The following is a 13,883-nucleotide window of genomic DNA, read 5'->3' on the forward strand; positions in this document are numbered from 1 at the left end:
TTAAGATAAAATAATATAAGGAAATATGAAACATAATTCAGTCAATGTCTAATGAGGTCAGAATTAATTCTTTAAGGAGGTGTTGCTGACTGAGTAGTAATATCTGAAGTAATGACATCATTTTTAGGAGTGAAATTTAAGCGCTTACAAAAAAGAGGAGGTATCATTGTTTTGAATTTAAAACAAAATTCAGATTATTTTTTGCGAAGGAATTCCAGAAAAATAGGCAAGAGGTCATTTCTAGTTTCATTAATTTTCATTCTAATATTCAGCCTTATTCCAAGTAATTTAATATTAGCTGAAGATTTACAAGATTCATTTGGAGGAACAGAATTACTAGAAAATGGAGGCTTTGAGGAAGGGTTAGAGCCATGGATGAATTATCGTGATGCATCTGTTGAGGTTACCGATCAAGAATATAACAGTGGGTCACATAGTCTATTAGTCTTTGATCGACAATCAACAGTTGATGGACCGCAACAATATATAACTGGAAAAGTAAAAGTTGGAGGAACATATAAATTTTCAGCAAAGGTGAAATATACCGAAGGACCTGACCGGAAAGGATTTAATTTCAATATCCAACATGGTCCAAGCTGGGAAAATATTGACGTGATGGGATCAACAACGATTAATAAAGGCGAGTGGAGTACGGTTGAAGGTACCTATACAATCCCAGAAGATGCAGATTTATCGGAAACGTTTATTTTTATTGAGACAACCTACGCAGCTACAGCTGATCAAGTAAACGATTTAATGGATTTTTACGTGGATGATGTGTCATTTGTTGATTTAGATTCAAATATTATTGAAAATGGTGGTTTTGAAGAAGGGTTAGAGCCATGGGCTAACAAAGGTGTGGCTGTGGTTGAGGTCACTGACCAAGAATATAGTAGTGGATCATATAGTTTGCTGGTTACTAATAGAGAAGCATTTGATGATGGACCACTACAAGAGATAACTGGAAAAGTACAAGCAGGTGAAACATATGAATTTTCAACAAAGGTGAAATACACTGAAGGGCCAGACCAAAAAGGATTTAATTTCAACATCCAACATGGTCCTAGTTGGCAAGGGATAGATGTGATGGAATCAGGAACTATCAATAAAGGTGAATGGGGGACGATTGAAGGTACTTACACAATTCCCGAAGATGCGGATTTGTCGGAGACGTATATCTTTATTGAGACATCCTATGCAGTTCCACCTGATCCTGTAAATGATTTAATGGATTTCTATGTGGATGATGTATCATTTGGACTAGAATTGAGTACTCCACCAGTAGTAATTCCAGGTGATCAATATGATGGTACAGAAGCAATTGCTAAGGTTCCGGGGAGTAATAACCCGCTTATAAGCCATAAATTTGGAGCGGACCCAAATGCAATCGTTTATGATGGCAGAGTATATATGTATTTAACAAATGATGAATACGAATATGATGGAAATGGAAATGTAGTGAATAACTCCTATGGAGGTATTAATACGATAACTGTTATTTCTTCTGATGATATGGTCAACTGGACTGATCATGGTGCAGTTCCAGTAGCTGGGCCAAATGGTGAATCAACTTGGGCAATTAATTCGTGGGCAGTAGCAGTAGAAAATAAGGAAATCGATGGTGAAGAAAAATTCTTCATGTATTTTTCAAATAATGGCTCAGGAATTGGTGTACTAACCGCTGATTCTCCTCTTGGACCGTGGGAAGATCCTATTGGACAACCTTTAATTGATGGGAGTACACCTGGTACTCAGGGTGTTGTTTGGATTTTTGATCCAGCTGTACTAGTTGACGATGATGGGGAAGGGTATCTATATTACGGAGGTGGAGTTCCTGGTGGAAATAACCCTACTCAAGAACAAGCGGAACACCCACAAACAGCTCGAGTCATTAAATTAGGTGACGATATGACGAGCGTAGTAGGTGAAGCACAATTAATAGATTCACCATTCCATTTTGAATCAAGTGGTATTCACAAATATGATGGAAAGTATTACTACTCATATAGTACGAATTTTTCTGGGAATCGCCAGGGAGATGACCCAGGTTATGCAGATATTGGTTACATGGTAAGCGATAATCCTATGGGTCCATTTACTTATGAAGGTGTCGCCTTAAGAAATGGGTCTCAGTTTTTTGGAGTCGGTGGAAACAACCACCAAGATTTCTTTGAGTTTAAAGGGCAGAGCTATGTTGCTTATCATGCTCAAACATTAGGCGATGCTTTAGGTACTGTTCAAGGTTACCGTTCGCCTCATATAAATAAGGTTGAATATGATGAGAATGGTAATATTTTAGATATTATAGCAGATATGAAAGGTGTATCTCAAGTAGCAAACTTGAATCCATATCAGAGAACCGAGGCTGAAACAATTGGGTGGAATGCTGGTATCTCAACTGAGGTATCTGAGGCACCAGGAAGCCCATTAGCAAGTGTTAATCTGAATGTTACAGATATTAATGACGGAAACTGGGTAGCTGTATCACAAGCGGATTTCGGAGAGAATGGAGCTGAGACATTTGAAGCTAATGTCGCCTCAACTGTTGGTGGTGCAATTGAAATTCGATTAGGCAGTAAAGAAGGTGACGTTATTGGAACACTTGAAGTTAATCCGACGGGTGGAGATCAAGAATGGAGTTTAATAGAAACGGATGTAACTAGCGTCTCAGGAGTCCACGATGTGTACTTTATGTTTACTGGCGAAGGTGAAGGGAATTTATTTAATTTTGATTATTGGCAATTTACAGGGGGAGAAGGGGACGAAGGTGAAGATCCTGGGGATGAAACTCCAGGAGAAGGAACAACAGAGTTAGTTTTAGATGGAGAAGATGCACAAGAAGTAAAGGCAGAAGAAACATATACGATTAGCGGCACAAAGAGTAAAATAACGATGCCATCGGATCTACCGGTAGGAACAAAAGTAAAAGTTGCGAGCAAAGATTTTGAAGAAACAAACTATGAAGGATTAACATCAGCTGGCGATCGGCTGACCTTTATGTTTGAATATCCAGATGGATCAACAATGCCTACGAATGAATTCATATTAGTACTAGGTAATGATGCAGATGCAGATTTAGATCGTCTAGGAATCTATTATTACAATGAAGAAACAGATGAGTGGGAACATCGTGGTGGTGAAATTGATGAAGAGAATCATGTAATTACAATATCTGTTTCACACTTCTCCACATACGGGGTATTTGTAGAAGATCAAGAATCACCAGGTGATGGACAAGACGGAGAAGACGGCCAGGATGGACAAGACGGAGAAGACGGCCAGGATGGACAAGATGGAGAAGACGGCCAGGATGGACAAGACGGAGAAGATGGCCAGGATGGACAAGATGGAGAAGACGGCCAGGATGGACAAGACGGAGAAGACGGAGAAGACGGTCAGGATGGACAAGATGGCCAAGATGGAAATGACGGAAATGACGGCCAGGATGGACAAGATGGAGAAGACGGCCAAGATGGACAAGCTGGTCAAGGCAAAGATGTTGATCAAAATGGGTATCACGGTAAAACTAGTCATAATGATCAGGGCAATGTTGGCGGAGGAGATAAGTTACCGAGTACAGCTACGAACCAGTTTAACTATTTGATAATAGGTATGATCTTATTGTTAGCTGGAGGCTCAACATTAGTAATAATATCACGTAGAAGAAGAATACTAAATAAGTAAAATTAAGCTCCCAAGTAAATTACTTGGGAGCTTAATTGCTATAAAACGTTAAAATAAGAATTAGCAGAGTTCGATTGGGAATAAGATGAAGCAAGGCATTGGCTGAAGCGGATTGACGACTTTTCTACCTAAAGTGAAGCCATGAAAGAAGCATACTACTTTGATAAAAACAGGATCGTCTTTGCAGAGACTTAAGTTAGTCAGTAGCCCCTAATTAGACGCAATCTTCTGTATATGATAAAATTTTGAATTAGAAGAATTTTATAAAAAATATGGTGTTGTTAATCTGAAGATCTCGAAAGAATTAAACGTTTTAAGTCAGGAGTAGCAACTCTATTACTCTCTTCAAGTTAAAAAATAGCAAGAATGACGTTTGCACTGTAAAAGAAAGCGCATTCACTTAAGGGTATAAACAAATGTGTTGAAATGATTGAAGAGGGTATTAAATTCATAAAGGAGGCAGGTATTATAATATAGCGTGCATGGGAGAGTTTAATGGATTCAATGGCTAGAGGAACACTAAGTGAAAATTGAGTTTTCAGAAGTACGAGGAAATCGCGATAACTAATTGAAACCAAGCGAAGGCTTTAATCTCCTGTTTACCCTTCGTTGCAGTATATTTTAGATGACTACCGTGATAAAGCGGTTGATTTTGTGAGAAATTACGGTAATTCGACTATTCATATTAATATTTAACCGAAGTTCAACCCATTAGCATTAAAAGGATGGAAACACCGTTATAATAGTAGTTAAGACTAATATATGGAGTGATAAATGATGTTTGTAAAAGTTGCAGAAGCAGTTGCTAAGGTTCCAGGGAACAATAACCCTCTTATAAGTCATAAATTTGGAGCGGATCCAAATGCAATCGTTTATGATGACAGAGTATATGTATATTTAACAAATGACGTATACGAATATGATGAGGCTGGGGAAGTAGTTAATAACCACTATGGAAGTATTAATACAATAACTGTTATTTCGTCTGACGATATGGTCAACTGGACCGATCATGGTGCGGTTCCAGTGGCGGGACCAGAAGGTGAAGCAACTTGGGCGACTAATTCGTGGGCAGTAGCATTAGAAAATAAAAAAATCGATGGTGTGGAAAAATTCTTCATGTATTTTTCAAATAATGGCTCAGGAGTTGGTGTACTAACCGCTGATTCTCCACTTGGACCGTGGGAAGATCCTATTGGAAAGCCTTTAATTGATGGAAATACACCCGGTACTGAAGGCGTTGTCTGGATTTTTGATCCGGCTGTACTAGTTGACGATGATGGGGAAGGGTATCTATATTACGGTGGGGGAGTTCCGGGTGGAGAGAACCCTACTCAAGAACAAGCGTTACACCCACGAACAGCTCGAGTCATTAAATTAGGTGACGATATGACGAGTGTAGTAGGTGAAGCAAAATTAATAGATTCACCATTCCATTTTGAATCAAGCGGTATTCACAAACATGATGGAAAGTATTACTACTCATATAGCACGAATTTTTCTGGGGATCGTCAGGGAGATGACCCAGGATATGCTGATATTGGTTACATGGTAAGTGATAAACCTATGGGGCCATTTACTTATAAAGGTGTCGCCTTAAGAAATGGGTCTCAGTTTTTTGGAGTCGGTGGAAACAACCACCAAGACTTCTTCGAGTTTAAAGGTCAGGGCTATGTTGCTTACCATGCTCAAACATTAGGCGATGCTTTAGGTACTGTTCAAGGTTACCGTTCGCCGCATATAAATAAGGTTGAATATGATGAGAATGGTAAAATATTAGACATTCAAGCAGATATGAAAGGTGTATCTCAAGTTGCAAACTTAAATCCATATCAGAGAACTGAGGCTGAAACAATTGGGTGGAATGCTGGGATCTCAACTGAGGTATCTGCGGCACCAGGAAGCCCATTAGCAAGTGTTAATCTGAATGTTACAGATATTAATGACGGAAACTGGATAGCTGTATCACAAGCGGATTTCGGAGAGGATGGACCTAAGACATTTAGAGCTAATATCGCCTCAACTGTTGGTGGTGCAATAGAAATTCGATTAGACAGTAAAGATGGTGACGTTATTGGAACACTTGAAGTTAATCCGACAGGTGGAAATCAAGAGTGGATTTTAATGGAAACGGATGTAATTAGCGTCTCAGGAGTCCACGATGTGTACTTTATGTTTACTGGCGAAGCTGAAGGGAATTTATTTAATTTTGATTATTGGCAATTCACAGAAGCAAAAGGGGACGAAGTTAAAAATTCTAAAAACAAAAATCATTGAGAAAAACCAACAGAGTTTACCTTAGATGAAGAAGAGCCGCAATTTATTAGGAAGCACTTGATAACGTGCAAGGTTTTTGGACCTTTTTACGATGATTCCGGTCTACGTAACTTCGATATAAGAGGTGGTAACCTCGATACTATATTATCTGAACCAGTTAAACACTTATAAGAGAGCGTTCTCATCTTTACTTAAGCTTAGATCAGAAAGGAACCATCTATGAAAAATACGAATAAGCTACTTTGGTATAAACAACCAGCTAATGATTGGAATGAAGCTTTACCAATAGGTAATGGTAGATTAGGAGGGATGGTTTTTGGTCTAATCCATAAGGAAAGAATCCAATTAAATGAAGATTCCGTTTGGTACGGTGGACCAAGAGATCGAAATAATCCAGATGCATTAAAACACTTATCTCAAATTAGAAAGTTATTATCAGATGGAAGATTAAAAGAGGCTGAAAATTTGGCAGCGATTGCTTTTACAGGTACGCCAGAAACACAGCGTCATTATGAACCACTAGGTGATTTATTACTAGATATGAACCACCGAGAAACAAGAGCATCTAATTATACTAGACAGTTAGACTTGGATAATGCTATTACGAAAGTACAATATACTTTAGGTGATGTCACATTTAACCGAGAAATATTTAATAGTTATCCAGATCAAGTAATGGTGATTCGTTTAACAGCCTCTGAAGGAAACTCGATATCGTTTCGAACTTCGCTAGATCGCGGAAACGGAAGAAATTTTGATGAACTAGAATCTGTATCGGAAAACACTTTAATCATGCGAGGTGAAACAGGTGGAAAAGGGGGTATTGTATTTCGATGTGGAATAAAAATAATACATGAAAATGGCTCAGTTAAAACACTCGGAAATCAATTATTTATTGAAAAAGCAGATTCGGTAACATTAATTCTCGCAGCGGCAACTTCTTATCGATATGATGATCCAGAGAAACAATGCTTGACCATCATAGAGCGAGTTTCTAAAAAGGAATATCAGAAGTTAAGACGAAATCATATTCAAGATTATCAAGAATTATTTCATAAAGTAAATTTTCAAATAGGTGATTCTAATGAGCAATTAACAGAGTTACCTACAGACCAACGCTTAGACTTAATGAAACAGGGTAAAGAGGATCTAACATTAATCAGTACATATTTTCATTTTGGACGATATTTATTAATTTCTTCCAGTCGCCCTAATTCTTTGCCAGCGACTTTGCAGGGGATTTGGAATGAGAACATGTTGCCTCCTTGGGACAGTAAATATACTATTAATATCAATGCTCAAATGAATTATTGGCCTGCAGAAATATGTAATTTATCAGAATGTCATCAACCATTGTTTGAACATATTGAAAAAATAAAAGAAAATGGTAAAAAAACTGCAGAGAGCATGTACGGATGTAGAGGTTTCACGGCCCATCATAACACCGATATTTGGGGAGATACAGCCCCACAAGACATTTATATGCCAGCAACTATCTGGCCAATGGGTGCAGCATGGCTATGTTTACACCTGTGGGAGCATTTTGAATTTACACGTGATGTAGAATTCCTGGGATCCTCATATGACACTTTAAAGGAAGCATCTTTATTTTTCGTTGATTTTTTAATCGAAAATGGAGATGGATTGTTAATAACAACCCCTTCAGTATCACCAGAAAACACATATATTTTACCAAATGGAGAAAAAGGAACCTTGTGTGAAGGACCATCAATGGATAGCCAAATCATATTTTCTCTGTTTTCAAATTGCATTAGAGCAAGTGAAATTTTAGGTACAGATGAAAATTTTCGACTTCAATTAATAGGGCTAATAGAAAAAATACCGAAGCCAAAAATAGGGAAACACGGACAAATACAAGAATGGCTGGAAGATTATGATGAAGAAGAACCCGGACATCGTCATATTTCACACTTATTTGCCCTTTACCCTGGAAATCAAATATCACCAAGCTCTACACCTAACTTAGTTAAGGCAGCGAAAGTAACACTTGAAAGAAGATTGCTTTCTGGTGGTGGTCATACTGGTTGGAGCCGTGCTTGGATTATCAATATGTGGGCTCGTTTAGAAGAAGGAGAGTTAGCTTATCAACATATTGTAGAATTGCTTAAGTCTTCTACTCTACCAAACTTACTCGATAACCACCCACCATTTCAGATTGATGGAAACTTTGGAGGGACAGCAGGTATTGCTGAGCTATTACTTCAAAGTCATAACAAAAAAATACACTTGTTTCCAGCACTACCTAAGGAATGGAGAAAAGGAAATGTCAGTGGTCTAAAAGCTAGAGGCGGTTTTGAAGTTGACTTGTCATGGGATGAGGGGAAATTAACATGTGCTACGATTTATTCACTTAAAGGTGAAAACTGTGTAATTCTATATAATAATGAAAGTATAGATTTGAAGACAACGGAAGGACAGACTTATCAGCTAGTATTTGATGATAAGTAAGGTCAATAAGTGCTACGCAAAAGAATTTGTTAAATATCTACTAATATAAAAATTGAGGTGCTAATAATGAAAAAGCAAGGTCTGAACCCTTATCTTCCATCGTGGGAATATATCCCAGATGCAGAACCGCATGTTTTTAATGACAGAGTTTATGTTTACGGATCTCATGATTGTTTTAACGGGCATGCGTACTGTTTAAATGATTATGTATGCTGGTCTGCGCCCATTGATAATTTAGCAAATTGGCAGTATGAAGGTGTAATTTACAAAAAAACAGACGATCCATTGAATCAAACCGCAGAAATGTGTCTTTATGCTCCAGATGCCACTGTTGGACCGGACGGACGATATTACTTGTATTATGTACTAGATAAAGTCCCTGTTGTGTCAGTGGCTGTTTGTGATTCGCCAGCTGGAAAATACGAATTTTATGGATATGTACGTGACGCAGATGGCTTTCTTTTAGGGGAAAGAGATGGAGATGAACCTCAATTTGACCCTGGCGTACTGACCGAAGGAACGAAAACATACCTGTATACTGGTTTTTGTGCAAAGGGTGACAAATCCAGAAGCGGGTCTATGGCGACGGTGCTAGGGCCAGATATGATTACTATATTAGAAGAACCGAAGATCATAGCACCAAGTGAACCATATAGTAAAGGGAGTAGTTTTGAAGGGCATGAGTTTTTTGAAGCTCCTTCGATGCGTAAGAAAGGTGACACTTACTATTTCGTTTATTCTTCCATAGTCATGCATGAGTTGTGTTACGCTACGAGCAACCATCCTACAGAGAATTTTGTTTGTCGTGGAGTTATAGTTAGCAATAATGACTTGCATATAGATTCTTATAAACCTGTTAACAAGCCTATGTTCTATGGGGGGAATAATCATGGCAGTATCGTTGAGATTAGTGGAAAATGGTATGTTTTTTATCATCGCCATACTAATGGATCGAATTTCAGTCGTCAGGGATGTGTTGAACCGATCGAATTTCTTGAAGACGGTGCGATACCACAAGTTGAAATGACTTCGTGCGGTACTAATGGCGGACCACTTATTGGACGTGGCGAGTATCCAGCTTTTATTGCATGTAATCTGTTCTGCCGAGATGAAGAAATGTATACAGGTGATCTCTGGATGAATACTCAATTCCCAAAAATTACTCAGGATGGAAAAGATGGAGATGAGGAAATAGGATATATTATCAATATGACTGAATCTGCAACAGCTGGTTTTAAGTATTTTGATTGTAAGGGGATTAGAAATATCAAGATTAAGGTTAGAGGGTATTGTAGTGGTGCTTTTGAAGTAAAAACTTCATGGGATGGTCCAGCACTAGCAAAGATTCCAGTTAAGTTTACAAATGTGTGGACTGAATATTCTTCTGACGTTCTTATCCCAGATGGAGTTCAGGCTTTGTATTTAACTTACACTGGGAATGGTAGAGCTGCCTTGGCCTCTTTTACACTTGAATAGATATTAAAGAAGTTCATTTGTGAAGGTTTAGAGGTGCCCCCTTTCGCATTTAATGATTAGTATGATCTTTTTATTAATTGGCGCCTGAACATTCGGTCATAATATCACGCAGAAGAATCCTAAATAAGTAAAAAGTTAAGCTCTCAAGTATAATTACTAGGGAGCTTAATTGCTATGAATCGATAAAATATGAATTAGTGGAATTTAGTTAGTGCGGTGTAAGCTTGATTGGTGTTCAGTTCATTGCAAACAAGAAACAGAAAAAAATATAAGGAATAAGATATTTAAACTTATTTTCTAGTATGTAAGTACAGGCATTATATTTTTTTTGACATACAATGAAGTACACCTTAAGAAAGGAGGATCTAGCATGTTTTGTCATCCTATTTCTGGAGCTGCATCAGCTTTACTAAATGTCAATCCCGGAACACGTGTGGTTATCCAATACAATGGAGGAGGTAAACAAGGTTTATTAGTAGGGAAATTTCAAGGATTTGATAGAGACTGTAACGCGAATTTCACTCATGCTCGACTTGGAGTAGCGCCAGGGCCATCGGTTAATTTGCCGGGAAAAACAAGAGTTTCACCGCGATCAATCAACTCTGTTAGTTTTTAACATTTTTTAGGGGGAGCATCAAGCGCTCTCCCCTGTTTTTATACAGGATTTGTGAATGATTTAAATCAATCAACTCTGTTAGCTTTTATCAAATCCTAATATATGTATATGAAGAAAGCCATGAGAAAGTTCTTAGGGGACGAACGTAAAAATAAAAAAATTATACATATCGAAAATCGAGTATATGTGTGGTTATTACATATTATCAACTAATTTTAGGTGCGTAGTAAGGTTACTGGTGATAAAAAACTCAAGTGAATGTTTTATTACCGATTTAAAGAATATGACACTCGTTCTCACTGATTTTAATAAACTACTAATTTCAATTAATAATAATTGTAATTTATTTTCAACAAATAGCTTCAATCCATCTGCATAGGAATCAGCTCTTTGTTAAAATAGGAAAGGTATATGCTATATTTGGGTGAAAAGGACAAATTTTCAGTTATATTGTAAACGATTACTATAATCGTAAATGAGACTTTGAAAGGATGATAAGTATGTCTAAAAATATGTTACCAACGCCTCTTTATCGTGATCCAATTTATGATGGTGCTACGGATCCAACGATTATTTATAACAATATTGAGGATAAGTGGTGGCTAATTTATACTAGTCGAAGAGCATCATCTCAACCTATCGGACACTCTTGGGTGCATGGGTCTGCCTTAGGAGTAGCAAGTTCTTCGGATGGATATGAATGGACATATCGTGGGACAATTCCAAATCTTGATATTGAACCAGGCCACAATACTTTTTGGGCTCCAGAGGTAATTGAATATCAAGGTAAATACCATATGTATGTGACATATATTCAAGGAATACCAACTGATTGGGCTGGGCACGAAAGAAATATTTTGCATTATACGAGTGATAATATGTGGGATTGGTCATTTCAATCAAAACTTCAACTTAGTTCAAGTTATGTTATTGATGCAGCGATTCATCCTCACCCTGATGGAACATGGAGAATGTGGTATAAAGATGAAGCAAAGAATTCTTCAACGTGGGTAGCCAAAAGTGAGGACCTATATAAATGGGAAGTCATTGGTCAAGTTCTCGATGAGTACCCACATGAGGGAGCAAATGTATTCTTTTGGAAATCATATTATTGGCTAATCGTTGATTGCTGGAAAGGACAAGTCGTTTATCAATCTAAAAATTGTGACGATTGGCAAGAGCAAACGGTAATCCTCCAAGAATTTGGAATGAGAGAAGATGACGGAGATTATGGTCGTCATGCAGATGTTCTCGTTACTGATGACGAGAAGGCGTATATCTTCTACTTCACTCATCCTGATGTTCACGGCGATATGGACGAACAGAGTTATGCCTCTAGGCGTTCCTCTATTCAAGTTGGAGAACTTTCATTAGAAAATGGAATAATGACATGCCACCGCAATGAAGTTGTGCAATTGGAATTGGGTACTACCAGTTAAAAATACTAGGTAGTCGAAGTGCTTTTAGCTTGTATTCGAATGAAAGTCTGTACTTGCTGGTCAAGGTCAGGCTTTTTTGACATGTTATCGCCTTTATTTACGTACGCTAGCTTTCATAATACGCTGGAGAATAGATACTCCAAAGTTTTTGTTAAAATTAATCGTTTAGTTCCCAGTGAGAAACATATTCCTATATATTTTAATCTATTATTCATGTAAAATGGTTAATTGATAATAAAATTTTATAATAAAGATAATTAAATGTTATCAAAAGTGAACTTACAGAAAATTAGTTTTAGGGGGAATTGGATTGTTGCAGCGATATACACGTATTTTTTTAACAGGACTGGTGTCAGTTGTTGGTCTTAGTGCTTTAGCAGCTTGTGCGGAGGATTCATCTGAGACAAGTAATTCAAGTATGGAACATGAGCAAGTGGTGGATGTCGATTGGTTAGAAAATGAAATGGAAGATGAGAATTTACTTATCTTAGATGCTCGTGGTGCGGATGATTATGAGGCAGGACATATCCCGAGTGCGATTAATACCCCATGGCAACAATTTGCCCATATGGGTGACGAACCAGGAACAGAGAATTGGGGAGTTCTTTTAACAGAGGAAGAACTATCTGAACGTTTAAGTGAAATTGGCATTTCGGATGATCGGCAAATAGTCATTTACACTGACCCTAATGGCTGGGGAGAAGATGGCCGGATCATGTGGATGCTAGATATGATCGGATTAACTGATGTAAAAATGCTTGATGGCGGATGGACAGCATGGGAAACAGCAGATGGAGAAGTTAGCGATGTCCCTACTAAATCAACTCCGAGTGATTTTGAAGTCACATCGATGGACCACTCATCATTTGCAACGACGGAATATTTAGCTGAAAATATGGATGATTTGAAAATTATTGATACGAGGTCTCTTACTGAGTATGAAGGTGCGACGGATTTTGGTGAACGTAGAGGTGGTCATATTCCTGGAGCGAGCCATTTGTATTTCAAAGAATTCTTTAACGATGACTCTACCTTAAAAAGTGAGGAAGAAATGGTAGAAATCATGGATGAACTAGGAATAGCTAAAGACGATACAATCGTGACGTATTGTACAGCTGGTATTCGTTCTGCTCATATGACGATGCTACTAAAAATGGCAGGGTATGAGAATGTAATGAATTATGATGCGTCTATCTATGAATGGGCAGGAAATGAAGACCTTCCACTTGAGTAGATAAGTCAGGTTTGAAATAAGAAGCTGAAACTCCTAACCTTTACTGGTAGGAGTTTCTTTAAACGAGGGAATGATGCCGAATGAATAATATGACGATAAGTCTCCGTCATCATCTATCTATACTGGCAAGTGTGATACTGATTACCCTCATATGTTATTTTCTGATTCCCTCTATAGAAGGAACTATTCATCAAATAATTTCTCTGCTATATTTTGAGGATATCAAAGGGATCCGAATGTTGATCGTTTCATTTCAAACGTGGGACTGGTTTTTGTCTATTGGCGTAACAGCGATACAGACATTAGTCTTTCCTTTAGCTGAAATGTCTGTTGCCGATGCGAATGTTACTTTATTCCCGCTATTAGGAGGACCATTAATTTCAATTGTTGGCTTTATGATTGGTGTGGGTGGTTGGTTTTGGCTTGGGCGTATAATTAGAAGGTTTATTGATTTACACTTTGTCATTAGTATGGGAACAGATGTCTCACGTTTGTTAATACTTATTTTGCCGTGGGTCCTGGTCCCTCTTGTAATATTATGGGTTGTTCCGTTTGCTTTATTAGGATTTTTCTATGGCTTGACTTCTGTAAGTTTTAAAAAGTTTTCACTCTGTTTTATTAGCGGATTAATAATTCATTATATTCTGCACGGACTGATTTAAACAAGCTGTGAAATGATAACGATAGG

Annotated in this window: 8 protein-coding genes; all 8 read left to right on the top strand. The window is 37.8% G+C overall.

Annotated elements, in window-relative coordinates; genetic code table 11:
* The first annotated feature begins 171 nt into the window (after positions 1–171).
* Entirely contained in the window at positions 172–3,684 is a 3,513-nt protein-coding gene (locus ACM26V_RS20515; protein ID WP_416148629.1) for a carbohydrate binding domain-containing protein, read from the top strand.
* A 774-nt stretch (positions 3,685–4,458) separates the two neighbouring features.
* Positions 4,459–5,961 carry a glycoside hydrolase family 43 protein gene (locus ACM26V_RS20520; RefSeq protein ID WP_416148630.1) on the top strand — a complete coding sequence of 501 codons (1,503 nt, stop codon included), beginning with the start codon at positions 4,459–4,461 and terminating at the stop codon, positions 5,959–5,961.
* Between the two features lie 219 nt (positions 5,962–6,180).
* The gene (locus ACM26V_RS20525) at positions 6,181–8,430 is read left to right on the top strand and encodes a glycosyl hydrolase family 95 catalytic domain-containing protein (protein WP_416148631.1); all 2,250 of its coding nucleotides are present in this window, start codon (positions 6,181–6,183) and stop codon (positions 8,428–8,430) included.
* A gap of 66 nt (positions 8,431–8,496) precedes the next feature.
* The gene (locus ACM26V_RS20530; protein ID WP_416148632.1) at positions 8,497–9,906 is read left to right on the top strand and encodes a family 43 glycosylhydrolase; all 1,410 of its coding nucleotides are present in this window, start codon (positions 8,497–8,499) and stop codon (positions 9,904–9,906) included.
* A 370-nt stretch (positions 9,907–10,276) separates the two neighbouring features.
* Entirely contained in the window at positions 10,277–10,522 is a 246-nt protein-coding gene (locus ACM26V_RS20535; RefSeq protein WP_416148633.1) for a hypothetical protein, read from the top strand.
* Between the two features lie 500 nt (positions 10,523–11,022).
* The gene (locus ACM26V_RS20540; RefSeq protein WP_416148634.1) at positions 11,023–11,961 is read left to right on the top strand and encodes a glycosyl hydrolase; all 939 of its coding nucleotides are present in this window, start codon (positions 11,023–11,025) and stop codon (positions 11,959–11,961) included.
* Between the two features lie 310 nt (positions 11,962–12,271).
* Positions 12,272–13,195: a sulfurtransferase gene (locus ACM26V_RS20545; RefSeq protein ID WP_416148635.1), complete on the top strand. Its 924-nt coding sequence runs from the start codon at positions 12,272–12,274 to the stop codon at positions 13,193–13,195.
* 80 nt (positions 13,196–13,275) lie between these two features.
* Positions 13,276–13,857, top strand: coding sequence for a hypothetical protein (locus ACM26V_RS20550; protein ID WP_416148636.1), 582 nt, complete (start codon positions 13,276–13,278; stop codon positions 13,855–13,857).
* The last annotated feature ends 26 nt before the right edge of the window (positions 13,858–13,883 follow it).

Source organism: Salipaludibacillus sp. HK11 (genome assembly GCF_047795645.1).
GTDB lineage: Bacteria > Bacillota > Bacilli > Bacillales > Salisediminibacteriaceae > Salipaludibacillus.